This is a genomic window from Streptomyces sp. NBC_00271, assembly GCF_036178845.1.
Taxonomy (GTDB): Bacteria; Actinomycetota; Actinomycetes; order Streptomycetales; family Streptomycetaceae; genus Streptomyces.
In genome coordinates this window covers 11,632,581-11,656,819 of sequence record NZ_CP108070.1, presented here as the reverse complement: position 1 = coordinate 11,656,819, position 24,239 = coordinate 11,632,581, and the positions used below count along the sequence as shown (strand labels likewise).

General features: G+C 73.3%; 22 protein-coding genes and 2 pseudogenes. 4 read left to right on the top strand and 20 right to left on the bottom strand.

From position 1 onward, the window contains the following. Positions 1-34: 34 nt before the first annotated feature. From OG798_RS53355 to OG798_RS53320, 8 genes are all read right to left on the bottom strand, one after another. Positions 35-1,231, bottom strand: a complete 1,197-nt coding sequence (locus OG798_RS53355) for an FAD-dependent oxidoreductase (RefSeq protein WP_443053688.1) — start codon at positions 1,229-1,231, stop codon at positions 35-37. A gap of 35 nt (positions 1,232-1,266) precedes the next feature. After that, the gene (locus tag OG798_RS53350; RefSeq protein WP_267063701.1) at positions 1,267-2,259 is read right to left on the bottom strand and encodes an aldo/keto reductase; all 993 of its coding nucleotides are present in this window, start codon (positions 2,257-2,259) and stop codon (positions 1,267-1,269) included. Between the two features lie 195 nt (positions 2,260-2,454). After that, positions 2,455-3,321, bottom strand: coding sequence for an ester cyclase (locus OG798_RS53345; protein WP_328755954.1), 867 nt, complete (start codon positions 3,319-3,321; stop codon positions 2,455-2,457). 119 nt (positions 3,322-3,440) lie between these two features. Beyond that, positions 3,441-4,571: a 3-oxoacyl-ACP synthase III family protein gene (locus OG798_RS53340; protein ID WP_095849919.1), complete on the bottom strand. Its 1,131-nt coding sequence runs from the start codon at positions 4,569-4,571 to the stop codon at positions 3,441-3,443. A gap of 2 nt (positions 4,572-4,573) precedes the next feature. Next, positions 4,574-6,943, bottom strand: coding sequence for a beta-ketoacyl-[acyl-carrier-protein] synthase family protein (locus OG798_RS53335; RefSeq protein ID WP_097228329.1), 2,370 nt, complete (start codon positions 6,941-6,943; stop codon positions 4,574-4,576). 44 nt (positions 6,944-6,987) lie between these two features. Then, positions 6,988-8,277, bottom strand: coding sequence for a beta-ketoacyl-[acyl-carrier-protein] synthase family protein (locus OG798_RS53330; RefSeq protein WP_267059998.1), 1,290 nt, complete (start codon positions 8,275-8,277; stop codon positions 6,988-6,990). Further along, on the bottom strand, positions 8,274-8,753 hold the full coding sequence (locus OG798_RS53325; RefSeq protein ID WP_328755956.1) for a 3-hydroxyacyl-ACP dehydratase FabZ family protein: 480 nt from the start codon (positions 8,751-8,753) through the stop codon (positions 8,274-8,276). The genes OG798_RS53330 and OG798_RS53325 overlap by 4 nt, the downstream gene beginning before the upstream one ends. Beyond that, a complete protein-coding gene (locus OG798_RS53320; protein WP_121413253.1) occupies positions 8,750-10,027 on the bottom strand; it encodes a beta-ketoacyl-[acyl-carrier-protein] synthase family protein in 1,278 nt (425 codons plus the stop codon). Before OG798_RS53320 ends, OG798_RS53325 begins: the two co-directional genes overlap by 4 nt. A gap of 149 nt (positions 10,028-10,176) precedes the next feature. On the opposite strand from OG798_RS53320, the gene OG798_RS53315 reads away from it, so the two are divergent. Further along, positions 10,177-11,370 (top strand): RNA-guided endonuclease InsQ/TnpB family protein, encoded by a 1,194-nt coding sequence (locus tag OG798_RS53315; RefSeq protein ID WP_328755958.1) that lies wholly within the window; start codon positions 10,177-10,179, stop codon positions 11,368-11,370. A gap of 29 nt (positions 11,371-11,399) precedes the next feature. On the opposite strand, the gene OG798_RS53310 is transcribed toward OG798_RS53315, so the two are convergent. From OG798_RS53310 to fabD, 4 genes are all read right to left on the bottom strand, one after another. Further along, on the bottom strand, positions 11,400-11,852 hold the full coding sequence (locus OG798_RS53310; protein ID WP_328755960.1) for a 3-hydroxylacyl-ACP dehydratase: 453 nt from the start codon (positions 11,850-11,852) through the stop codon (positions 11,400-11,402). Positions 11,853-11,885: 33 nt separating this feature from the next. Then, positions 11,886-12,653 (bottom strand): SDR family NAD(P)-dependent oxidoreductase, encoded by a 768-nt coding sequence (locus OG798_RS53305; RefSeq protein WP_097228332.1) that lies wholly within the window; start codon positions 12,651-12,653, stop codon positions 11,886-11,888. Positions 12,654-12,788: 135 nt separating this feature from the next. Then, positions 12,789-13,211: an acyl carrier protein gene (locus OG798_RS53300; protein WP_328755962.1), complete on the bottom strand. Its 423-nt coding sequence runs from the start codon at positions 13,209-13,211 to the stop codon at positions 12,789-12,791. 167 nt (positions 13,212-13,378) lie between these two features. After that, on the bottom strand, positions 13,379-14,347 hold the full coding sequence (fabD, locus tag OG798_RS53295; protein ID WP_328755963.1) for an ACP S-malonyltransferase: 969 nt from the start codon (positions 14,345-14,347) through the stop codon (positions 13,379-13,381). Positions 14,348-14,560: 213 nt separating this feature from the next. Between fabD and OG798_RS53290 the strand changes: the two genes are divergently transcribed. Continuing rightward, complete coding sequence (locus OG798_RS53290; protein WP_179436231.1) at positions 14,561-15,157, top strand: TetR/AcrR family transcriptional regulator; 597 nt, start codon at positions 14,561-14,563, stop codon at positions 15,155-15,157. Positions 15,158-15,445: 288 nt separating this feature from the next. On the opposite strand, the gene OG798_RS53285 is transcribed toward OG798_RS53290, so the two are convergent. Continuing rightward, positions 15,446-16,645 (bottom strand): FAD-dependent monooxygenase, encoded by a 1,200-nt coding sequence (locus OG798_RS53285; protein ID WP_328755964.1) that lies wholly within the window; start codon positions 16,643-16,645, stop codon positions 15,446-15,448. Positions 16,646-16,877: 232 nt separating this feature from the next. Here OG798_RS53285 and OG798_RS53280 point away from each other — a divergent pair, with 232 nt between their 5' ends. After that, on the top strand, positions 16,878-17,351 hold the full coding sequence (locus OG798_RS53280) for a DUF1772 domain-containing protein (protein ID WP_054229246.1): 474 nt from the start codon (positions 16,878-16,880) through the stop codon (positions 17,349-17,351). A gap of 129 nt (positions 17,352-17,480) precedes the next feature. Here OG798_RS53280 and OG798_RS53275 read toward each other — a convergent pair whose 3' ends face one another. Beyond that, the gene (locus tag OG798_RS53275) at positions 17,481-17,618 is read right to left on the bottom strand and encodes a hypothetical protein (protein WP_328755966.1); all 138 of its coding nucleotides are present in this window, start codon (positions 17,616-17,618) and stop codon (positions 17,481-17,483) included. A gap of 288 nt (positions 17,619-17,906) precedes the next feature. Next, positions 17,907-19,133, bottom strand: coding sequence for a helix-turn-helix domain-containing protein (locus tag OG798_RS53270; protein ID WP_075032279.1), 1,227 nt, complete (start codon positions 19,131-19,133; stop codon positions 17,907-17,909). 256 nt (positions 19,134-19,389) lie between these two features. Between OG798_RS53270 and OG798_RS53265 the strand changes: the two genes are divergently transcribed. Continuing rightward, positions 19,390-19,560, top strand: a complete 171-nt coding sequence (locus OG798_RS53265) for a hypothetical protein (protein WP_164331916.1) — start codon at positions 19,390-19,392, stop codon at positions 19,558-19,560. A gap of 111 nt (positions 19,561-19,671) precedes the next feature. Here OG798_RS53265 and tnpB read toward each other — a convergent pair whose 3' ends face one another. The 5 genes and pseudogenes from tnpB to OG798_RS53240 all read right to left on the bottom strand — a co-directional run bounded on the left by tnpB (position 19,672) and on the right by OG798_RS53240 (position 24,107). Then, positions 19,672-21,165, bottom strand: coding sequence for an IS607 family element RNA-guided endonuclease TnpB (gene tnpB, locus OG798_RS53260; protein WP_328755968.1), 1,494 nt, complete (start codon positions 21,163-21,165; stop codon positions 19,672-19,674). After that, positions 21,162-21,626: pseudogene (locus OG798_RS53255) on the bottom strand (IS607 family transposase); the annotation flags it as partial. The pseudogene OG798_RS53255 and the gene tnpB, both read right to left, overlap by 4 nt. Before the next feature lie 246 nt (positions 21,627-21,872). After that, positions 21,873-22,537 (bottom strand): annotated as a pseudogene (locus OG798_RS53250) (nucleotidyl transferase AbiEii/AbiGii toxin family protein). Next, positions 22,534-22,899, bottom strand: coding sequence for a hypothetical protein (locus tag OG798_RS53245; RefSeq protein WP_328755971.1), 366 nt, complete (start codon positions 22,897-22,899; stop codon positions 22,534-22,536). Before OG798_RS53245 ends, OG798_RS53250 begins: the two are co-directional and overlap by 4 nt. 428 nt (positions 22,900-23,327) lie before the next feature. Further along, positions 23,328-24,107 (bottom strand): response regulator transcription factor, encoded by a 780-nt coding sequence (locus OG798_RS53240; protein ID WP_328755972.1) that lies wholly within the window; start codon positions 24,105-24,107, stop codon positions 23,328-23,330. Between the last annotated feature and the right edge of the window lie 132 nt (positions 24,108-24,239).

Below are 24,239 nucleotides of genomic sequence, written 5' to 3'. Positions count from 1 at the left end.
CAGGGACAGGGTGGGGTGGGACGCGAAGGGGGGCTCAACGCCCGAGCGCCGCGGAGCGGTGTGCCGCCGGGCGGGCGTTGACGGCGAGCCGGGCGGCCCGCAGGGCGCTGTTGATGGAGGTCTCGGCGAGGATGCCGGGGGCGGCGACGCTGTCGCCGGCCAGGAACACGCCGTCCCCGCGGTCGACGGCGGGCCGGTCCCGCCAGCTGAGGCCGGGCAGGTCCAGGGCGCCGGTGCGGCCGCGGGAGACGCCTTCGCGGCGCCACAGCAGGCGGGTGCGCCAGCCGGGGGTGGTCAGGTCGAAGAGTTTCTCCAGCCGGGCCAGGGCGTCGGCCTTCGACTCGCCGGGCCGCAGCGGCATCTGTCCCTGGAACAGGGCCTGGCCCTGCGGGGCGAGGGAGGGGTCGTGGTCGGAGTACTGGGAGGTGAAGCCGCCCTCGTCCATGTCGAAGGAGACGTTGCCGTCCTTCTTGGAGTGGGTGACGGCCATGTCCAGCAGGGCGGCGGTGCCGCTGGGCCACTCGAGGCCGGGGTCGCCGAGCAGGCTGCGCGCGGAGGCCAGCGAGGTCGCCACGATCACCGGTCCGCCGGCGGGCAGTTCGCTCAGCCGTGAGCCGGTCTCGATGACCACGCCGCGGGCGCGGGCGACGCGTTCCATGCGGGCGATCAGCGCGCCCCAGCCGCCGATGAAGTAGCGGCTGGGCAGCGGGAAGCGGGGGGTGCCCACGCGCAGCAGCCGCTCCCACACGAAGGCCGCCGACAGCCGTCCGGGGTCGCCGTCGAAGAGGATCGGGCCGAGGAAGCCGAGGGCCTCGTTCACGGTCTGCTGGGCGAAGCGTTCGCTGGCCCAGTCCTGGAAGGAGCGGTCGACGGGGACCTCGATGCCGCGGTGGCGCCAGGTCATCTTCATGTAGCCGGACGGCAGGGTCATCCGCAGCCGGCCCTGGTGGCGGAAGCGCATCCGGGTCCACTCGTGGAAGGACAGCCGCACGTAGCGGCCGGCCAGTCCGCGCTGCAGCAGCCAGTGCCAGGCGTCGCCGTTGTCGAAGAAGGTGTGCGGCCCGTCGTTGGTGACGTAGGGGCCGGCGGCCGAGCGGGCGCGGCCGCCGGTGTGGGAGTGGGCCTCGTGGACGGTGACGCGGGCGCCCTGTTCGGCGGCGGAGATCGCCGCGGTCAGGCCGGCCAGTCCGCCGCCGATGATCGTGATGTTCGCCATGGTTATCGCACTCACTTCGCCTTCGAAGGCCCGCGGGCCGGGGTCGGGGGTCAGCCGTCGAGGGTGGCCATGGCACCGACGGGGTAGCGGTCGCCCGCCGTGGAGCCGTGGGGGGCGATCTCGTCGAGGGCGGCGAGGTCGGCCGCGCTCAGCTCGACGGCACAGGCGGCGAGGTTCTCCTCCAGGTAGGTGACGCGTTTGGTGCCGGGGATGGCGACGACGTCGTCGCCCTGGGCGAGCACCCAGGCCAGCGCGAGCTGTCCGGCGGTGATGTTCTTGGCGGCGGCCAGCGCCTGCAGCCGCTCCACGACGTGCAGGTTCGTCTCGAGGTTGCCCTGCTGGAAGCGGGGCACGACACGGCGGAAGTCGTGTGCGGCGAGGGCGTCGAGGCTGCGGATGGCTCCGGTGAGCAGGCCGCGGCCCAGCGGGCTGTAGCCGACGAAGCCGATGCCCAGCTCGCGGACGGCCGCAAGGACGCCGTTGGCCTCGACGTCGCGGGTGGACAGGGAGTACTCGGTCTGTACGGCGGTGAGCGGGTGCACGGCGTGGGCGCGGCGGATGGTGGCGGCGGACGCCTCGCAGATGCCGAGGTGGCGGACCTTGCCGGCGGTGACGAGGTCGGCGAGTGCGCCGGTGGATTCCTCGACGGGGACGGCGGGGTCGACGCGGTGCAGGTAGTACAGGTCGAGGCGGTCGGTGCCCAGCCGGCGCAGGGTGGCGTCGATGGAGGTGCGGATGTAGTCGGGGCGGCCGTTGAGGCGGCCGGTGATGGTGCCGTCGGCGGTGACCTCGTTGCCGACCTTGGAGGAGACGGTGATGCTGTCGCGGCGGCCGGCGATGACGCGGGCGACGAACTCCTCGTTGCTGTGCGGGCCGTAGAAGTCCGCGGTGTCCAGGAGGTTCACGCCCAGTTCCAGGGCGCGGTGCGCGGTGCGCAGGGCTTCCTGGTCGTCGGCGGGCCCGTAGGCGAAGGTCATGCCCATGCAGCCGAGTCCCTGCTCGGAGACCTCCAGCCCCTGGCTGCCGAGTTTTCGTTGCCGCATCATCGGTTCCTTCCTGAGCCGTGCACGGGGCGGTTGTCGTCTAGCGGTGGCTGTCCAGCAGTGGCCGTCTAGCAGTGACAGTGTCGGTGTCTTTGCTAGAGAAGTGGTGGGGTGCCGGTCCCCCGGTGCTCGGACGGCGGTCCCCCGGTGCTCGGACGGCGGTCCCCCGGTGCTCGGACGGTGATCAGTCGGTGGTCAGCCGGCGGTGGTCAGTTCGCTGGTGACGGAGATCCAGGTGTGGCCCGCCGGGGCGGCGCTGGCGGCCAGGTGGGTCCACGGGTCGGTGCCCAGCACCGCGGCCGCTTCCTGGCGCAGCCAGGCGTCGAAGGGGTCGGCGGAGGCCGCGAGGCGGCGGGCGGCGCCCTGCGGGTCGCGGGCCTCGATCCGGTGGACCAGCACGTCCTGGCCGCCCAGCATCTGGAGGGCGAAGGACTCCTGGAGGATGCCCGCGCGGCGCCGGGAGGCCTCGTAGGCGCGCAGCCGCGCTCCGGCGAGCTCGGTCTGGAGGGCGTGCCAGGCGCCGGCGGCGCCGGGCGGCAGCGGCAGCAGGGCGCCGGCGCTCGTGACGGTGCGGCGGGCCGCGGTGCGGGCGCCGTTGCGGGCGGCGGGGGCGAGCCGGCGCAGGCCGAGGACGGCCAGCATGTTGGACTCCACGCCGATGCCCCAGCGTTCGGCGATCAGGCCGTCGGCCAGCAGCCGCCACACCACGACGCCGGTGAACTCGATGGCCTGTCCGGTGGGCGGCGCGCCGAGGAAGTCGCCGAGGTGGGTGCCGCGCCAGGTGTTGTGGATGACGACGTGGTCGCCGTGGGCGCTCATGTCCTCGATGGTCACGTGCAGGTCGGGGAAGCCCTCGCGCAGGCCGGCGATGGTGTAGCGGACGCCTTCGAGGCCTTCGGGGGCGCCGGGCAGCGGCTGGTGGTCGATCATGTGGGGGCTGTAGATCTCGTCGACGACGGAGAAGTCGCCCTGGTTGACGAAGGCGTCGAAGACCCGGCGGATGGTCTGCTTGTTGCGTTCCTCCACGCTGCGGGCGGTGCGCTCCGTCTCGTGTATCGACACGTTCTCTCGTCCTCTCGTCCTTCGGTGTCGGCGTCCCCGCGGGTGCGGGGGCGCAGGGTCACAGGGGCGGCGGGCGGGTGCCCGGGGCGGTCAGTGGCCGGGCGGGGGGCGCGGGGCGGTCAGTGGCCGGGGAAGGGGGCGTCCCAGGTGAGGGTGAGGCCCGCGTACAGGTAGCGGCTGGCCTCGATGGCCAGCAGCAGGACCGTGTCGCCGGGGCGGATGCGGCCCTCGCGCCAGCCGGCGTCGAGGGCGAGGGGGACGGCGGCGGAGCCGGTGGCGCCGACGTCGGTGAGGTTCTCCACGATGGTCTTGCTCAGGGTGGCCTGGTCGGCGGGCGAGAGCCCGGCGGCGGCGTACTCGCTCGCGAAGTACTCGGCGTTGCCCTCGGGCAGCACGCACGCGTCGAGGTCGGCCAGGGCCAGGCGGGAGCGGGTGAGCAGGTCGTGGATGCCCTCGACGAAGACGCGGGGGCCGAACTGGGCGGTGCCGGGGATGTCGAGGCGGATGTCCATCAGGCGGGGGCGGCGCTGCTGTTCGGCGAGGGGGGCGTCGGTGCCGCCGCCGACGATGAGCATGCCGGGTTTGCGGGCGCCGCCCAGGGAGCGGGTGGCGAAGACGGGGCGCGGGCGGCCGTGGGCGGAGCCCTCCTCGCCGGCGCGCAGCACCAGGGCGCCGGCGCCGTCGCCGAAGGTGTAGACGGTCAGCCGGTCGCGCATCCGTACGCGTTCGGGGTCGCGGCCCAAAAAGACGGGGGCCAGCAGCGGGGAGACGGCCTCGGCGCCGATGACCAGGGCGGTGGTGTAGGTGCCGTCGGCGAGCAGGCGGCGGGCGATGTCGTGGGCCTGGACGGCGCCCACGCAGCCGGCGCGGACCTCGATGACCGCGCAGTTCTCCAGGCCGAGCTGCTGCTGGACGTAGGTGGCGGCGACGGGCAGGAGGTAGTCGGGGCTGGCGGTGGACAGGACGATCAGGTCGATCTCGCCCGCCTCCACGCCGGCCCGCTCCAGGGCCTGGCGGGCGGCGGCGGTGGCCATCTGCGAGGTGCTGGTGGTGTGGGCGCCGGTGGCCGGGTCGACCATCCAGTGCCGGCGCTGGACCTGGATGCCGTCCAGGACGTCGGCGGGCAGCGGGCCGCAGAAGCGGGCCAGGGTGTCGTTGTCGAGGGCCTCGCCCGGCAGGTGGGCGCCGGTGGCCAGGACCGAGACATGGCGTGCGGGGGGTCCGGCGGGCGGGGCGGTGGTGTGGGGCATGGTCAGTTCTCCGTTGCGGGACGCAGGACGAGGCTGATGTGGGTGCCGCCGAGCGAGGAGCTGTTGATGAGCACCGGCCCCGCCGCCGCCCCGCTTTCCGGGGTGGTCCAGGCGGTGAGGGCGAGGAGGGCGGCCATTTGGGCGCCCGCGCCGACCGGTTCGCCCAGGGTCTGTTTGGGGGTGTGCACCGGGCAGCGGGCCTCGGCGGCCAGCCGGCCGGTGGCAAGGGCCTCGGGGGCATCGGCGCGGGTGAGGCCGGCGGCGTTGGCCCAGATGCCGGTCAGCTCGCCGGGGGTGAGGCCGGCGTGGGTGAGGGCGGCGCGCATGGCGCGCTCGACGCCCTCGCCCTGGGCATTCCAGCGGCCGATGCCGGCCGCGTCGCCGGCGGCGCCATGGCCGGCGAACTCGGCCAGGATGCGGGCGCCGCGGGCGCGGGCGCTGGATTCGCGTTCCAGGACGAGGGCGATGCCGGCCTCGGCCAGGGTGTAGCCGGCGTCGCCGAACAGCGGCAGTTGGCGGTAGGCGGCCAGCACGCCCGGGGAGAGGTCCTCGACCGCCGGGCACAGCACCGCCTCGGCGCGGTGCTGCAGCAGCAGGTCGTGGGCGACGGTCAGGGCGGAGGCGCCGGCGGCGTGTCCGGTGGTGACGGTGGAGGTGGGGCCCTTGGCGCCGACGTGCATGGCGACCTGGCCGGCGGCGGCGTTGAAGACGGTGTTGGGGAAGACGGCGGGGCTGCCGTGGGCGGGGCAGCCGCCCAGCACCGGCAGCAGGAAGTCCTCGATGCTGCGCATCGGGCCCAGTCCGGTGCCCAGGACGACCCCGGTGTGCTCGTCGGCCTTCAGCCCGGCGTGGGCGAGGGCGGCGCGGCAGGCGGCGACGGCGAGCTGGGAGAGGCGGTCCATGCGGCGCCGGTCGCGGGCGCCGATGTGGGCGGCGGGGTCGAAGACGGCGCGGGCCACGCGCAGGCCGTCCTCGTCGGTGCCCAGCCGCCGCCCCTGCCGCCAGGCCTCCCACAGCGCCTTCAGGCCGTCGCCGGCGGGGGTCAGGGCGGCGCCCCCGGTGATGACGACCTTCTCGGCGGCGGGCGGGGCGGGGACGGTGAAGCGCCGTCCCGAGGGCCAGCCGAAGGCGACGCAGGCATTCGCGCCGGCGAAGGCGAAGTTGTTGGACAGGGCGGCGTTCATGGCCAGTTCGCGGCCGGTGTCGGGGACCGCGTCCAGGCCGCACTTGGGGTCGGTGCCGGTGAAGTTGGCGGTCGGCGGGGCGATCTGTTCGACCAGGGCCTTGACGGTGACGATGGCCTCGACCGCGCCGGCCGCGCCCAGCAGGTGGCCGATCATCGACTTGGAGCTGCTCAGGGCGGTCTTCTGGGCGGCCTCGCCGAACGCGGCGCGCACCGCGTTGGACTCGGCGGAGTCGTTCTTGGGGGTGCCGGTGCCGTGGCCGTTGATGTAGCCGACGTCCCCCGGGGTGATGCCGGCGGCCTTCAGGGCGCCGCGGATGGCGCGGGCGGCGCCCTCGCCCTCGGGGTGCGGGGCGGTGGCGTGGTAGCCGTCGGCGGACAGGCCGTAGCCGAGGACCTCCGCCAGGACGGGGGCGCCCGCGGCGCGGGCCACCGACTCCTCGGCCAGCACCAGCATGCCCGCGCCCTCGCCCAGGGACAGCCCGTCGCGGTCCTTGGAGTAGGGGGCGGCGGGTTTGGCGGACAGTGACTGGAGGCTGGTGAAGCCGGCGAACGCGGTCTCGGTGAAGGCGTCGCTGCCGCCGGCGAGCATCGCGTCCGCGCGGCCCGCGGCGATCGCCTCGGCGGCGTGCGCGATGGCGTGCGCGCCCGAGGCGCAGGCGGTGTTGACGGACAGGGCGGGCCCCTTGAGGGCGAAGGCGGCGCTGAGTGCCTCGGCGATGGCCTGCGGCGGGACCAGCAGGTAGTGCAGGGCGTCATCGGGCAGGGTGGTGCCCTCGCGGCTGCGGCGGGCGAGTTTCTCGGCGCTGCGCAGGCCGCCGTTGCAGGAGCCGAACGCCACCCCCCAGCGTTCGGCGGGCAGGCCCGCGAGGCCCGCCTGATGGAGGGCTTCGGCGGCGGCGGTCAGCGCGAAGTCGGCGGCCGGTTCCCGCTCGCTGCCGCCGAAGGCGGCCAGGTAGTCGTAGGCGGGCCGGGGCAGGGGGGGCACTTCGCCGCCGATGGCCGTGCCGTAGCCGTCCATCGGCATGCCGGTGACCGGGCCGATGGCCGAATGCCCGGCCCGGATGCCCTCCCACAGCGCGGCGGCGCCCTCGCCCTGGGCGGTCACGGCGCCGACACCGCAGACCACCACGGTCCGGGGCCGGGCCGCGGTGTCCGGCCGTACGGCGCGGTCGTGGACGTCGGTCATGGCCGCACTCCTTTCGGATAGGGCGGGTGTTGCGGGTATGCCGGTCATGAGGTCCGTCCCAGGGCGAGGGCGACGGCCTGGCCCTCCAGGCCGCGGGCCAGGGCCAGGGCGCTGTCGGGCCGGGTGTGGCGGGGGGTGAGGGGGACGTAGTCGAGGTCGCACTCGGCGGCGGGGTGGTGCAGGTTGAGGGTGGCGGGCACGGTGCCGCTGTCCAGGGCGAGGGCGGCGACGGCCGCGTTCAGTGCGCCGGCGCCGCCGACGAGGTGTCCGGTCTGCGGTTTGACGCTGCTGATCTGGGCGGACTTGGCGGCCGTGCCGAGGGCGTCGTGCAGGGCGACGGTCTCGCTGGCGTCGCCCTGCAGGGTGGCGCAGCCGTGCGCGGCGATGTAGCTGCCGTCGGGGAAGGGCCGTGCGGCATCGGTGAGGGCGCGGCCGATGGCACGGGCCAGGCCGCGGGCGCGGGGCTGGGGGCTGGGCGGGCGGACGCAGTCGTTGCCGGCGCCGAAGCCGGTGATCTCGGCGTAGCAGCGGGCGCCGCGGGCCAGGGCGTGTTCGCGTTCCTCCAGGACCAGGAGGGCGGCGCCCTCGCCGAAGACCGAGCCGGAGCGGTCGCGGTCGAAGGGCCTGAAGGCCTCGGCGCCCAGGTCGGTGCGGGTGCTCAGGACGCCCAGGCCGTCCATCTTGGACATCGCCCACCAGCCGGTGGCGTCGTCGTAGCCGCCCGCGAGCACGAGGTCGGCCTCGCCGCGGCGTACGGTGCGCATGCCCCGGCCGATCGCCATCGCGCCGGAGTCGGCGGTGCCGGCGAAGTAGGCGTTGGCGCCGCGGATGCCGTACTTCTCGGAGATGTGGAAGGCGGCGGCGGGCTGCAGTCCCTCGACGAAGAACAGCGGGGCGATCACCGAGGAGGCGCTCTGCCCCAGCCGGTGCAGGTCGGGGGTGCCGTCGTCGGCGCGGACGGCCTGCAGCTGGGCGATGAGCTCGTCCATGCGGGGCATTTCCTTGTTGCTGCCCAGGAACAGGCCCGTGCGGTGGCCCAGGTCGCTCCCGTCGTCCAGGCCCGCGTCTTGCAGGGCGAGGGTGGCGCCGGCCAGGGCGAGCTGGTCGCCGCGGCACAGCATGCGCAGGGTGCGGCGGGAGGCCCACTGGGCGGGGGTGAAGGAGGGGATCTCGGCGCCGATGCCGGTGCGCAGCGGGGCGGGGTCGTAGGCGCGCAGCGGTCCGATGCCGCAGCGGCCCTCCAGCAGGCTGTGCCAGGTCTCGGCGGCGCTCTGGCCGATCGCGGTCATCAGGCCGATGCCGGTGACCATCACGCGGCGGCGCTGCTCGCTCATGCTGTGCCCTCCCGGGTCGTCTCGTCGCTGACCAGGGCCAGGACGCGGGCGGTGGCGACCACCCGGCCGCCGGCCCGGGCGGTGGCCCGGCACTCGGTGCGGTGCGGGCCGTGAGCGGTCACCTCGACGCTGAGGTGGACCTGGTCGCCGGGGCCGACGAAGTGCGTGAAGCGCACGCCGCGCACGGCGGCCAGGCGCCAGGTGCCGGGGCCCGCGGCCCTACGGGCGAGCGCGGCCATGCTCTCCAGCAGCAGCACGCCGGGCAGCACGGGGTGGCGCGGGAAGTGGTCGGTGAAGCAGGTCAGGGTGGCGGGCACGTTGCGCACGGCCGCCGCCCGCTCGCCGACGACGGCCTCCAGCAGCCGGTCGAACCCGCCCAGCCCGCCGCCGGGCACCGCGGCGGCCGTGACGGTCGTGGAGCCCACGCCGGAGACAGGGGTGGGGGTGGGTCCCGCGGCGGGGACGGTGGTGGTCATGTGTCCTCCCGCGGGGCGCCGACGACGAGGCTGGTGTTGCTGCCGCCGAACGCGAACGCGTTGATCAGGGCCGCCGCCACCGGCATCGGGCGGGCGGTGTGCGGTACGTAGTCGAGGTCCAGGCCGCGGTCGGGCCGCTCGAGGTTGACGGTGGGCGGGACCAGGGAGTGGCGGATCGCGCCGAGCGCGGCCAGCACGCCCAGGCCCAGGCTGGCGGAGGTGAGGTGGCCGGCCATCGACTTGGGGGCGCTGACCACCAGACGGCGGGCGTCGTCGGCGAAGACCTTCTTGATGGCGACCGTCTCGGACTGGTCGTTGCCGTGGGTGCTGGTGCCGTGCGCGACGACGTAGTCGATGCCGGCGGTGCCCAGCCCGGATTCGCCGATCGCCGCCTCCATGGCCTGGACGGCGCCGGAGCCGTCCGGCGGGGAGTCGGTGATGCGCCAGGCGTTGAGGGTGGAGCCGTAGCCGAGGACCTCGCCCAGGACGGGCGCGCCGCGCTCGCGGGCGGCGTCGAGGTCTTCCAGGACGACGGCGACGGCGCCCTCGCCGATCACGAAGCCGGAGCGGTCGGCGTCGAAGGGCCGCGAGGCGTGCTCGGGATCGTCGTTGTGACGGTCGGTCAGCGCGCCCAGCAGGCTGAAGCCGAGCAGGTCGAGCCAAGTGGTCAGGGAGTCGTAGCCGCCGGCGACCATCAGGCGGGCGTCGCCCTCCTGGATGGCGCGGTAGGCCTCCCCAATGGCGTGCCCGGAGCCGGAGCAGGCGGTGGAGATCCCGATCATCGGCCCGGTCGCGGACATCATCCGGGCCATCGCGCTGAGCGGCACGTTCTGGTCGTCGGTGAGGGTGACGGCCGGCGGGTGGCACAAGAACGCGTCCGCGCGGCCGGTGGTGGCACGCAGGTGGCCGACGTCCAGGAGGGCCTGCAGCTCGGGGCGGCCGACGCTCGCGCCCATCGCCACCCCGCGCTCGCCGAAGTCGTACACCTCCTCCCCCAGGTCCTCGGCCCGCGCGGAGCGCAGCGCCTCCCAGGCGGCCGCGACACCGAACAGGCCCACCCGGGAGAGGTGTTTGCGCCCGATGCGGGCCGGGATCGCCGCGGCCGGGTCGAAGTCCTTGACCTGGGCGGCGATCCGCACCGGGAAGCCGGCCGCGTCGAAGGTGGTCAGCGGCCCGACGCCGCTGCGGCCGGCGGCCAGGCCCTGCCAGGTGGCGGCGGCGTCGTTGCCCAGCGGGGTGACGGCGCCGACGCCGGTGATGGCTACTCGGGTCATCTGATCCCTCCGTGGATGCTCCGCCCTTCAGAGCGGAGACGGACTCCTGCGGAGCAGGGCAGGGAAGGACGATTCGCCGTCAGGGCGGATCGTCCTTCGCGGCCAACTTCCCGCGGATAGTCACGAGTTGATGCGATAGTTTGTGAGTTGTGAGCACTCACGTGAAGCGGGCGTTCAAGTACCGCTTCTGTCCGACGGATGCGCAGGCAGCGGAGCTGTCGCGCACGTTCGGGTGTGTGCGGAAGGTCTACAACATGGCGCTCGCCGCCCGTACCGAGGCGTGGGCGCGGCAGGAGCGGGTCAACTACAACGCCACCTCCGCGATGCTGACGGCGTGGAAGAAGACCGAGGATCTGGCTTACCTGAACGAGGTGTCCTCGGTCCCCCTCCAGCAGGCGCTGCGGCACCTGCAGACGGCGTTCACCCATTTCTTCGGCAAGCGGGCGAAGTACCCGCGTTTCAAGTCGCGCAAGACGTCGCGCAGGAGTGCGGAGTACACCTCCAGCGCATTCCGCTTCCGCGACGGGAAACTGACACTGGCGAAGATGACCGAACCGCTGGACATCGTGTGGTCGAGGCCACTGCCCGAGGACATGGCCCCGTCCACCGTGACGGTCTCGCAGGACAGCGCGGGCCGCTGGTTCGTCTCCCTGCTGTGCGACGACCCGTCCGTCAAGCCGCTCCCGGCCACCGGTCAGGCTGTCGGTGTCGATGTCGGACTGGACCACCTGCTGACCCTCTCCACCGGAGAGAAGATCGCCAACCCCCGGCACGAGCGCCGTGACCGCACCCGCCTCGCCAAGGCCCAGCGCAAACTTGCCCGCAAGGCCGGGGGCGACGGCGCCAACCGCAGGAAGGCCCGGCTGAAGGTCGCGAAGATCCATGCCCGGATCGCTGACCGGCGCCGCGACACGCTGCACAAGCTGACCACTCGGCTCGTTCGTGAAAACCAAACGATCGTGATCGAGGACCTGACCGTGCGCAACATGGTCAGAAACCACCGGCTCGCCCGCTCCATCAGCGACGCGGCGTGGAGCGAGTTCCGGAGCATGCTGGAGTACAAGACCGCCTGGTACGGGCGCGAAGTGATCGCCGTGGACCGGTGGTTCCCCTCCTCCAGGCTGTGCTCCTCCTGCAACACCCTGCAGGACAAGATGCCGCTGCACGTCCGCACCTGGACGTGCGACTGCGGCGTGACCCACGACCGCGACGTGAACGCGGCGCACAACCTTCTGGCCGCCGGGCTGGCGGTGACAGTCTGTGGAGCTGGCGTAAGACCTCAACGGAGTACTCCGGACGGGCAGTCGGCAACGAAGCAGAAACCCTCACGGCGCGAGCCGTAAGAATCCCCTCCCTTCAGGAAGGGGCGAAGTCAACCCACCGGCCCCCCGCCCTGCAGCTGGTGCGCCATGCGCCGGGTGGCGGCCGGGTCGTCGAGGCGTTCGGCGTCGATGAGCGCGCACAGGATGCCGCTCGCCTCCAGGACGTTCTCGCCGTCCACGGTGACGGTGCCGTCCAGCAGGGCGGCCTCCTCGGTCATCGACTCGACGGTGGCGTGCATGCGCAGCACCTCGCCGGGGCGCACCGGGCGGTGCGCGGTGGCCTCGCCGACCGCCAGCAGCGCGGCGCGCCGCTGGTGGTCGGTGGAGAGCATGATCAGCCAGGTGGCGGACTGGCACAGGGCCTCCAGGGCCAGCCCGAAGGGCAGCGCGGGTCCGGCGCCGGTGTCCTGCCAGTAGGTCTCCCCGGCGGAGGTGACCTTGCGCGCGGTGATGTGCTCACGGGGCGCGCAGGTCTCGATCCGGTCGATCAGATGGAATCGCATCGTCGTCTCTTCTCCCGTTCCCTCACGCGTCCGTTACGGGCGGCCGATGCCCAGTTGGGCGGAGAACCCGCCGTCCACGCAGAGCAGTTCGCCGGTGGTGTAGCCGGAGTCGGGGCCGGCCAGGAACACCGCGGCCGCGGCGACCTGGCCGGTGGTGGCGAACCGGCGCAGCGGGATCTGCCGCTTGATGCTCTTGCCGCCGTCGCGCTGCAGCACGCCGTCCACGAGTTCGGTCGGGGTGAACCCGGCCAGGACCGCGTTGACCCGTATGCCGAAGCGGGCGAGTTCGACGGCGGCGCAGCGGGTGAAGGAGTTCAGCGCGCCCTTGGAGGCCGAGTAGTTGGCCTGGCCGATCCAGCCGCGTTCGCCCATCGCGGAGGAGATGTTGACGATGGTGGCGTCGCCGCGGGCCATGAACTGTTCCAGGACGGCGTGGGTGCAGTGCCAGGCGCCGCCGAAGTTGGTCTTCATGACGTTCAGCCAGGCGTCCGGCGGCGCGTCGTAGATGAGGCCGTCGTCGCTGGTGCCCGCGTTGTTGACGAGGATGTCGAGGGGGCCCAGGAGGCGGGTGGCCTCCTGGACCAGGCGGGCGGCCTGCTGCGGGTCGGCGACGTCGGCGGCGACGGCCGCGGCCCGGCCGCCCGCCGTCTCGATCTCCTTGACGACCGCGGCGGCGTCCTCCTGGCGGGAGCGGTAGTTGACGGCGACGGCCGCCCCCTGCTCGGCCAGGGCCAGGGCGATGGCCCGGCCGATGCCGCGTGAGGCACCGGTGACCAGGGCGGTGCGGTCCTTCAGCTTCATCTGTCTCTTCCCGTTTCTGCTACGAGGGGGCGGTGGCCGGCCGGGGCCCGCGCGGGCGGGGGCGGGAGGGGTGGCGGGGGTGCGGGACGCCGTTGGCCCGCACCGCCACCGACCCCGGGGGGAGGGGGTGCGGGTTCAGGCGGTGTGCTGGGCCTCGGCCCGCTCGGTCAGCAGGTCGGTGAGGTTCTGCACGGTGAACAGGCCCAGCACGCCCTCGGCGGTCAGCGGCTCGCTGAGCTGGCTGCGGTCGAACTGCGGCAGGACCTTCTCCAGGTGGGTGAGGCCGGTGTCGTTGACGACCTCGTTCTCGTCGCCGAACTCCTCGTCGGGGATGCCGCCCTGCAGCAGGGCGGCGATGTCGGCCACGGTGATCTTCACCTTGGTGGCGCGCTCGATACGGAAGAGGATGTCGAGCAGGTCGATCGACTCGGCACCCAGCTGCCCGAGCAGGGTCGCCTCGGGCACGGCCTCGGCCTCGTCGATGCCCAGGGCGTCGGCGATGGCGGCCTGGACCGCGGAGAAGTAGTCGGTCGAGGTGGGGGTCAGGGTTTCGGACACCGTTGGCTGCCTTTCGATGGGTCGTTCCGCCGGTACCGGCCCGGGGGCCCGCACCGGACGGACGGGAGAGGAAAAAGAAAAGGAAGAGAAGGGAGAGGAGGGAGAGAAGGGAAGGGGAGAGAGGGGGCGGGCGGTGGGTGCGGGCCGGGGCGGGTCCGCGCGCCGGGTCAGGCGGCGGCGCCAGGGGCGGGCTCCTGCCCGAGCTCGCGCAGCAGTGCAAAGATCCGGCGCGCGTCGTGGGTGCTGCGCACCACGGAGTGGACGCCGGTGCGGTTGGCGAAGCCGCTGAGCACCCGGCCGGGGCCGACCTCCAGGCAGCCGTCCACGGCGTGCGCGGCCGCGGCGCCCAGCACGTCCACCCACCGCACCGGCCCGGCCAGCTGACGGCGCAGCAGATCGCGGGCGTGGCTGCCGTCGCGCACCAGGGTGCCGGTCACCGAGCTGATCACGGGCAGCCGGGGCGCGCTGAAGCACACGCGCTCCAGTTCGGCGGCGAACTCGTCCTCGATCGCCCGCATCAGCGAGCAGTGGAAGGGCGCGGAGACCTTCAGTGCCACCGCCCGCTCGGCGCCCGCGGCCAGTGCCCGGCGGGCGGCCTCCTCGACCGCGGGGCGCTGTCCGGAGATCACGGTCTGGCCCGGCTCGTTGTAGTTGGCGATCTCCACCACGCCCAGGGGGGCGCAGTCCGCGCAGATCTCCTCGATCCGGGCGGCGGCAAGGCCCAGTACGGCCGTCATCGCGCCGCCGACCCGGCGGGAGACCCCCGCCATCAGCTCGCCCCGGCGGCGTACCAGCCGCAGCGCCGCCTCGGCCTCCAGCACCCCGGCGGCCACCAGCGCGGGGTACTCCCCCAGGCTGTGCCCGGCCACCACGGCGGGCACGAAACCCGCCTGGTCGCGCAGTACCTCAAGGACCGCGAGGCTGGTGGCGACGATGGCGGGCTGGGCGATCTCGGTCGGGGCCAGCTCCTCCTCCGGCGCGGTGCTGCACAGCGCGGTCAGCGGCAGGCCGGTCGCCTCCTCGGCGCGGGCCAGGACGCGTCCGGCGGTGCGGGGGTGGTCACGCAGCAGATGCCCGGCCATGCCCGCGCGCTGCGAGCCCTGCCCGGGAAACATCGTGAAGAGATTGTCGATCATCCCCGTTCCTGCCTCACTGAGTTGTCGGAAGAACCGTCGGAAAAACTGCCGGAAGAGCTGTCCGAAGAGCTGTTTTCAGAGCCGGAGAAAGGTCATCGAGCGGTCGGCTGGCGGTGCTCGATTCTGTGAATCTGCCACGGGGCTCTGGCGCATTCCTTGAATGCGTCTGGACCGGCACTACGGCGCCCGGCAATCAGCAACTAACGTGCTGGCATGGTGAGGATGAGTGCAGACGAGCGGCGCCGCAGCGTCATCCGCGCGGCCGTGAGCGAATTCGCCCGGGGCGGGTACGACGGCACGTCCACCGAGGCCATCGCCCGGCGTGCGGGGGTGTCGCAGCCGTACCTCTTCCGGCTCTTCGCGGGCAAGCGGGCGCTCTTCCTCGCGGCGGCGCGGTGCTGCCTGGCCGACACCGCCCGGCTGTTCACCGAGGCCACCGAGGGCCTGGCGGGCGAGGAGGCGCTGCGCGCCATGGCCAACGCGTACACCCGCGTCATCGTCAAGGAGCCGGAGCGGCTGCTGATGCAGATGCAGGTGTATGTCGCGGTGGCGGCGGGCGAGGCGGACGGTGACGCGGCGTTCGGGGAGGCGGTGCGGGCCGAGTGGCGGCGGCTGTGGGACACCGTCCACCGGCCGCTCGGCGCGGACACCGGCCAGACCACCACGTTCATGGCGTACGGGATGCTGGTCAACGTCCTGGTCTGCCTGGGGTTTCCGCCCGGGGACCCGCTCTGGGACGGGCTGTATCCGGCGGCGCGGGCCGGGGCACGGCAGCCGGGCGCCCTCCAGCGACGGCCGGCACCCGGCTGACGCCCGCCGGGCGGGCGGGACCGGTGGGACGGTACGCGCCGGACTGGGCTGGGCCGGCCCCGAAGACCGAGGGGCCGGATCCGGGCCGGGGCCGCGGGGTGCGGGGTGCGGCCGGGACGCCAAGCCCAGGGCCGGTCCGCCGGACCCGGGGTCCCGGGACCCGGGACCCGGTCCCCAGACCGCCTGCGGGCCCGTGAGCCGGGGGGCAGGACAGCCGGAGACGGGGCCCGCAACCGGTCCTGGAACGGCGGGGGTTCTGGAGCGGGGCCGGGGCCGCGAGGGCGGGCGTCAGTCCACGGTGGCGGCCGGGCGGCGGGCCGGGGCCCAGCGGGTGCCGTAGGCGACCTGGCCCTTCTCCGCGGCGGCGAAGGCCTTCGTGTTCCAGTTCTTGCGCATGAACGCCTCCCGCGCCCGGATCAGCAGCGGATTGCGCACCGCGCCCATCCGCCCGATCCGCCAGGCGATGCGCTGCAGCGGCGCGGTACGGGCGCGGCGTTCACGCTCGTAGCGGCGCAGCGCGGCGATGGGGTCGTCGGCGTGCTCCAGGTGCTCGGCGAGGACCAGGGCGTCCTCCAGGGCCTGGCAGGCGCCCTGCCCGATGTTGAAGGTGATGGGGTGCGCGGCGTCGCCGAGCAGGGTGACGCGGCCCTGGCCCCACCGGCGTTCGGGGCTGCGGCCCTCGACGTCGCCGCGGATGATGTCCTCCTGCGGGGTGGCGGCGAGGATGTCGGCCACCGGGCCGCCCCAGCCGCGGTGGCGGCGCAGCAGCATCTCCCGCACGCCGGGCGCGTCCCGGCCGCCCGCGGGCCCGTTGGCCACGCTCATCCAGTGGACCAGGCCGGGTGCGACGTCGTAGTAGGTGAAGCGGGTGCCGGGCCCGAACATTGCGTTGAAGGTGCCCGGCGGGATGTCCGGGTGCTGCAGGGGGGAGCGGCCGCGCCAGGCGATGTAGCCGCTGTAGCGGTTGCGGGCGGGGCCGAAGAGGGCGTCGCGGACCGTGCCGTGGATGCCGTCGGCGCCGATCAGCAGGTCGCCCCGTTCGCTGCCGCCGTCCGCGAACCGTACGGTGACCCCGTCCTGGTCCTGCTCGAAGCCGGTCACGTGGGCCCCGGTGCGCACCGGGGAGCCGTGCAGGGCCTCGCGCAGCACGCCGTGCAGGACGGAGCGCTCGACGGCGATGGTGGGCGCGCCGTAGCGCTCGACGAAGTCGCCGACCGGCCAGGCGCCCAGCACCTCGCCGCGGTGGGTGCTGAAGTGCGCGACCTGCTGGGCCGGGGCCGTCTCGAGGACCTGTCCGGCCACGCCCAGGCAGTCCAGCGCGAGCACGCCGTTGGTCCAGATGTGCAGGCCCGCGCCGCCGTCGCGCAGTGCCTCGGCCCGTTCGAAGACGACGGGCTCAAGACCGGCGCGCTGGAGCGCGAGGGCCGCGGCCAGGCCGCCGATCCCTCCGCCGGCGATGAGTACGCGACGGGCACGTCCAAGGGCCATGGGTCTGTCTCCTCGTGGCTGTCCGGGCGGATGTCCCCGCGGGGAGGGGACGGCACTCCGCTGCGGCCCGGGGTGCTCCCTCGTCCTTGCGGAATCCCCTGCGGACCACTGGAGTTGTCAACGCTAGCATTCGAAGCACTGAACTTGATAGTGTCGGCAGTACATCTAGCGTTGATAAATCCACGTGGCGGCAGGCCATGTGGCAACCGGCAGACGGACAAGGGTGGTTGTGATGGAAACCCTCGTACAGACCCTGGCCGTGGTGGCCACGATGGCCAACGCGGTGGTCTACGGCACCGACGTCTTCTCCGCGATCGTCCAGCGGCCGGCCCTCGCGCACGTCGACGACGCGGTGCTGACCAGCACCATGGGGCAGATCCACCGTTTCGGGGACCGCCGGATGCCCGTCCCGGGCGTCTTCGGCCTGCTCGCCACGGTGGCCACGGCCGTCGCGGCCGGGTTCGGCGGCCGCGTGACGGCGGCCGCGGCGGCCGCCGTCGCGGCGGCGGCCCTGGTGGTGTGGCTGGCCGTCTACAACAAGGTGAGCGCGCCGGTGAACAAGGAGCTGACCGACGCGGCCCTCGACTGCCGCACCGCGCCGAACGCGCGGGGCCTGCAGCGCACCTGGGACAGCGTCATCAACGCCCGGGTCGTGCTGCAGGCGGTGGCGCTGGGCGCGATGTGCGTGGCACTCGTGGCGTCCTGACACCGCGGAAGGCGGCTGCCGCGGATACGGGCGGGGGGTGAGGAAGGGAAACCCGCGGGTCTCCCGCCCCACCCCCTTCCCGCCTCCCGCCTCCCGCCTCCCGCACCCGCTTGCCGTCCGCGGCGGCCCCTACTGCAGGGCGATGCTGCCCAGGACGGACATCTCGGTGTCCTCGTCCGGGCCGTCGGTGATCTCACTGCCGAATGCGGGGCTGAGCTCCGGCTCGTTTCCTGCGGGATTCTTCTTCTTGCTGTTCCTGCTGACCACGGTGGTGTCCCTTCGGGCGTGAGCGGCCAATACCGTACTGAGATTCACGAAGGTCCGCACCGCGCGTCAAGGCGCATTGCGCCGCGTCCACCGGAATGCGAGGCGCCCTCGAGAAATCCGGCAAAGGAAATACGCATTCCGCACCGCACTCCCCCGCGGTCGGCGGGAATCAGCGCGCCGCCCGCCCCGCCCGAATTCCCCCACTCCCCCGCCTTCCCCTGCCCCTTCTCTGCGCTGCCCTTCCCTGCCCCTTTTCCTCCCGCAGTGGTCCGGCCGGGCGCGGGCGGGTCACGCCGGTTCGGCCGGGGCGGGCCGGGACTGGGCGAGGGCGTCCGCGAGGGTCCGCCAGATCTCCGCCGCGAGGTCGATGTTGGCGTCCGCCTGGGCCTGCTGCGCCAGGGTGCGCAGCCCCTCCACGCCGGAGGCGTCGCCGCCCAGGATCAGCAGCTGCTGGCGCAGGATCTCCAGCCGCACCCGGTCGCGGTAGGTCATCCTCGGCTCGTCCCCGGCCAGGTCGCCCAGCAGGGCGCGGGCATCGTCGTAGCGGCCGGTGGCGAACGCCAGATCGGCCTTCAGCGCGGTCAGGTCCTGGCGCAGGGCGGGCGTGCCGACGAAGGCGAGGGCGGCCTCGGCCTGGGCGGCGCAGGCCTCGGCCCGCGCGGGGTCGGGGGGCAGGGTCTGCAGGTGCAGCCGGCCCGCGGCCAGCCGCAGCCTGAGCCACAGCACCAGGTCCTCCTGGCTGCTGAAACGCTCCAGGGCCGCATCCAAAAAGGCCTGCGCCCCGGTGTGGTCGCCCTGGCGCACCCGGACGGCGGCGGCCGTCCACATGGCCTCGGCCCACAGCGCGTCGGTGCGGCCGGCGACCAGCGCGGCCAGTTCGTCGGCGTGCACCCGCGCCTCCGGCACCTGCCCGGCCTCCGCCTGCACCGACACCAGCGCCAGCAGCGCGGCGGCCCGGTCCTCCACGCCCAGGTCCTCGCCCAGGGCGAGGCGGTGGGCGGCGACGGCCGCGTCCAGGGCCGGGGTGATCTCACCGAGCGAGCGCAGGCAGCGGGCCAGCCGGGTCAGGCCGCGCACCCGCAGCTCGGCCGATCCCACCTCGTCGCCGAGCGCCACCAGCCGGCCGAGGTCCGCGCGTTCGGCGGCGTGATCGCCCTGCAGCCGGGCGGCCCGGGCCAGCAGCCACAGCGCCTGCCAGCGCAGCACCGCGCTCTCGTGGCCCTCGGCGGCCAGCGCCGCGCGCAGCGCCCCGATGGCGTCCGCGGAACCGGTGGAGGACGCCAGCGTCAGCGCGTGCGCCAGGGAACCGGTGACCGGCTCCTCGAAGTCGGCGACGTCCAGGCCCAGCCGGCCCGCCAGATAGCCCACGGCCCGGTCGGTGGGCTGGCGCGCCCCCGATTCCAGGCGGGAGAGATAGCCGGTGGACATGCCCTCGCCGGCCAGCGCCGTCTGCGACAGCCCCTGGGCCGTCCGGAGCTTTTTCAGGCGGTGTCCGAACGCGGGCTGTCGCAGCATGACCGAATCCCCTGGGGTGAGCGGGCAAGAAAGTTTCACCGGGAGCCGCCCCGAGCGTAGGGCGCCGGGCAACACGCGGGCAAACCTTTGCCAGGCCCCCGCCGGGAATCTCGTGCCGCTCTCACGCGCCTCTCACGCGCCTCTCGTGGACTCCTCCAGCGTTCCTCCAGCGCGGCGGAGCACGCTCGGCAGGACCCGGCCGGCGCACCCGGCCGGGCGCGGAGTCCTTGTGCAGGTCAACGCCCGGGAGTCGACGATGAGGCCATCGGTGTGCGCACCACCCCGGGCGGCGTGGACGGCCACCGCGGGACACGGCAGCGGCCCCTCCCCGGCCGCGGACACCGGCCACCCCGCCCCGCCCGCGCCGGACGCACCGTCCGACGAGGACATCGGCTGGCCCAAACGGTGCGCCCCGCCCGGCCCGTAACTCCCGTAACCCTCGTTAACCGTTAACCCCGTGCCCCTTTGCACCCGTTGCTTCGAGTCTTAGCGACTCTCAGTATTCCGGGTGTTTCCGCCCGGAAGGTTCGTGACGGTGTCACCAGAGCGCGAGTTGCTCGCGCCTGGTGTCCTGTCGACGATCTCTCGTTTCCGTCCCCTGGCGGGGTGTTGCGCCAGCTGCCCGCGTGCCCGTCCCCTTGCGGGTTCGGGCGGTGCGGGTCTTCTGCTTGGCTCCACGAGGCTTCGGCACCACCACCAGGGGGCCCGGGTCTCCGGCCACTCCGGTACCCGTTCTACCGTTGGCCGCCGCGAGGGCGGCCAGATTGTGGCCTGCGTTCGCATCCCGGTCCAGGACGAGTCCGCAGACGTCGCACTCGAAGACACGCACGCCGAGGGGCAGTTTGGCTTTCACCACACCGCAGCGGGAGCAGGTCTTCGAAGAGGGCATCCAGCGGTCGGCGACGATCAGACGTCCACCGTGGCGCTGGGTCTTGTAGGTGAGCTGGCGCCGCAGTTCCCCGAACGCCGCGTCGGAGATACGGCGGGACAGACGCCGGTTGCGGACCATGCCTTTCACGTTGAGGTCCTCGACCACGACGGTGCCGTACTCGGCGGGGATACGCGCGGTGGCCTGGTGGAGATGGTTCTCCCGCAGGTTCGCCACCCGGTGGTGCACCCGGTTACGGACCGCGTTGGCTTTCTCCCAGCGACGGGACGGGGCCTGTCCGGTGCGCCGGTCGGGGCCGCGTCGGCGGGAGACGGTCCGGGAGGCCTTCCGGAGCTGCGTGAGTGCCTGGTCGTAGTGCTTGGGGTTCGCGACCTCGCGGACCTCGCCGGCCGAGTCCGCCATGACGAGGAGAGTCTTGACGCCGAGGTCGATCCCGACTGCCGTGCCGGGGCGGGTGGCAGGGGCGATGGCGTGGCGTTCCTCGGTCTGCAGGACCGCGAACCAGCGGCCCCGCTCGAACCGCACCGTCACCGACAGAATCCGCGTCCCGCCTTCGGCGATCGCGTCCACGAGGGGCTGGACGTCCTCATGGAGGCGGATCCGGCCGAGGCGGGGCAGGACGATATGCCGCCGGTCATCGAGGCGGATGGTGCCGGTGGTGAACTTGCACGCCGGACGAGCCTTCCGCTTCGACTTGAAACGGGGTCTGCCCATCCGGGCTCCCTTGCGCTCGCCGCGCCGGGACTTGGCGTAGTTGTCGAACGCGGCGGCAGCGTTCGCGAGGCCGGTGTTGTAGGCCTCCTTCGAGTTCTGCGCCCACCACTCCCGCAGGAACGGGTCGTTGTGTTTGGCCTCGTTGAACACCTTCCGCAACGACGGCAGCGACCACGACCGCCACGCAACGCGCTCTGCCTCGGGAACGCCGTAGGTCTCCTCCGCCGCGCGCTGCGACCAACTCGCCAGCACATGCCGCACCGCCCAGTTGTAGGCGACCCGCGCCGCCCCGCAATGCGAGGCCAGAGCCTGCAGGCCGGACGCATTGGGGTCGAGGGCGAGCCTGTGGCCCACAACGTGGAAGCCGGGCCGCGCCTCGAACCCCCGGCGCTTCTTCTTCCCGCTCCCGGCAGGCTCCGCCCCGCTCACCCGGTCGTCTCCGCCGCCGGAGCGGTGGCCTCGGCGATAGCGCGTGCGGCCCGGTTCTTCGCCGCTCGCTGCCCATACAGCCGGGCACACATCGAGGTGAGGACTTCAGTGATGTCCCGGACCAGGCCGCTGGTCGTCTCCTGCGGATCGAGCACCACCAGACGCCGGCCGGAAGCCGACCGTGCCGATTCCAGATGCTCGACACCGAAACGGGCCAGCCGGTCGCGATGATCCACGACGATGACGGCAACGGCCGGGTCCGACAGGACACGGTGCAGCTTGCGCCGATTCCCGTTCAGTCCCGACCCGACCTCGGTCACAACCTCGGCAACGGCGAGCCCCAGCCCGATGGCTCCCTGGACGACAGCGGCGAGCGCCATGTTGTAGACCTTCCGCACGCACCCGAACGTGCGCGACAGCTCCGCTGCCTGTGCATCCGTCGGATAGAAGCGGTACCGATACGCCCGCTTCACGTGAGTGCCCACAGCTCACAAACTATCGCATCGACTTGTCACTATCTGCGGGTAGTTGGCCGGATCGACGATCCGCCCTGGCGGCGAATCGTCTTTCCCTGCACTGCTCCGCAGGAGTCCGTTTCCTCGCCGCCCTGAAGGGCGGAGTATCCATGGAGGGATCAGATGACGATCTACGGCTGACTGCCGACGGTGAGCTGCGTGTTACCGGCCCGCACACGAGCAGCCGCAGCATCAGACCTCGTGGTCGTCTGCGCCGAGCCGATGGTCGAGGTCGCTTGCCCAATGCTGGGCCCAGGCCCGTAGACGTGAGGTCTCGTCCTCGGTGAGTCCGTAGGCGCGAATTCCTCGTCGTCGTACCACTCGGCGCCGGCGAGACGGTCGTGGAGGTCCTGGAGGCGGAACTCGTCGCGGCCGTGCCGCTCGCCGAGCCGTTCGAGGTCGTTCGTGGTGTGGTGCTCGGCGGCGGCGTGCACGTCGATGAGATCTCTTACCGCGCCCCGGTCAGCCAGGGCGCGGACCTTGGTGCCGATGACGTCAGGAAGAGCGAGGACCAGGCCGTACTCCGTTTCCACGGGCGGTGCCCAGAGGTTCTCTTTGAGGATGTCCACTTCGCAGTCCTCGCCGGTTGCGGGGACCGCGGCCACAAGGCGTGCGGAGAGCGGGTCCACGCTGACTACCGTGACGGCCCAGCCACGTTGGACCAGACCGTGCTCTACAGCGTGGACGATGTCCGTCAGGGGGGCCGGATTCTCGGTGGCGACGTCGAGGTCCTGACTCAGCCGGTCGACCAGCCCATGGGCCTGGACCGCGTATCCGCCCGTGACGATCAAGGGGTACGGCGTGCCGATCGCGAGGACATCGGCCAAGAGCCGCCGGTGGAGCTCGCTGAGGTTCACGCGGCGGTCGGCGTCCGCCTGGCGAGCGCGGGAAAAGCGTCCTCCCACACCAGGCGGATGTGCCTGCTGACCAGGGTGCGCAGCACGGGCCACTGTGCGACCAGCAGGTCCCGGTCGAGCAGGGTGGTCAGGTCGTCACGCTGCCCCTCGGCAAGGACCGTGCGGTACAGGCTCATGCGCTGGCGCGGCCGGTCCAGGTCGTAGGCGCGAAGCCCGGACCAGGCGACGTGCAGCGGCAGTTCGACCCGGCCCTGCGCGGGTCCGGAAAGCTCGTCGAGCGAGGCGGGCAGGCGACCTGTGTACCGCTCCCGCAGGACTCCGGCGGCGGACGGCAAGGAGACGGGTGAGGACGGTGAAGCCATGCGGCCGATTATCCCCGCTCTGCCCGCCCCCGGTCGCGCAGACGCGGTATCTGCCGCTCCCTCTGGGATGTGCATCATGACGGCGGCTGCCTCCAGCGGGAAGCCGGCGGTACCCGGGTGAGCGCGGCGGATGGTGACCAGCACACGCCACCCGTCCTCGGGTGACCTGTTCTCTGACGAGCCCGCCCGGGGGCAGGTCCTCGAGAACGACGGCGTCCAGGCGATGTAGTCCACATAGCCGTCCCGCGGACCGGGGCGACGAACGCAGCAGCCTGCTCCACGGCCGCTACCGCTCAACGGCGTTTCGCCACGCCACTCTGTGCCGTTGCCCAAAAGTTGACGTGAGCTGGGGAAATGACCTGGGAACGGAGTCAGGTCAGGAGTGCCGTTTTTCATGTGGACGGTGTGGTGTGTGCGGGCGGAGGAGGTCAGTCGAAGGGGGCGTCGGCCGCGGAGGCGGCCGGGCGCAGAGGGGCGGCCGGGGCGCGCAGGCCGGATTCGAAGGCGTAGATCGCGGCGTGGACGCGGTTGCGCAGCCGCAGCTTGTGCAGCAGGTTCTGCACGTGGGTCTTCACGGTGTGCTCGGACAGGGTCAGCGCCCTGGCTATCTCCCCGTTGGACAGGCCGCGGGCCAGCAGATCCAGGACCTGGCACTCGCGGTCGGTGAGCCGGTCGGGGCTGACGGGCGAGATAGGCGCCAGGGGCCCGGCGGCCGGGCGGGGCCCGGGCGGGGGCGGGGTGGGGCCGTGCACCAGGGTGTATCCGGCAGCGGCCAGGACGACCGCGGAGGCCAGCTGCCCGGCGGTGGCGGTGGCCGGCAGATGGCCGCCGGCCGCCCGGCCTGCGGCGTCGGTGCGGCCCGGGCCGCCGAGGGTCAGCAGCGGCAGGTCCCCGCCGCCGAAGGCCGGCGCGGCAAGCTGTCCGCCGCCCAGCGTGCCGTGGGCGACCAGGACGTGCGGGGGCCGGGCGGCCAGCGCGCGCAGCAGCGGCGGTCCCGGTTCGCTCTCGCCGGTAACGCGGATGCCGGGGTGGCCCTCGAGGAGGGCGGTGATGCCGCGGCGGGCGAGCGGGTCCTCACCGATCACGTGCACGCGCACGGCGGCCGGCGCGCCCGGGCGGGGGGCCGGGGCCGGGCCGGCCGCCTCATCAGGGCCGGGGCCGGGGGCCGGTGCGGGGAGCACGCGGAGTGTGGCGTGCCGCTCGTCCATCAGGACCTAGCCAGGGGACGCCCCGCTTCAGCGGGGCGGGGAATGGCTTCTCGACCCTGCTCTGACCTCAATCCGGTGCACGGATCTGCACTGTTCACCTGATGCTGCCTCTCTGCCGCACTAGACCTGTCG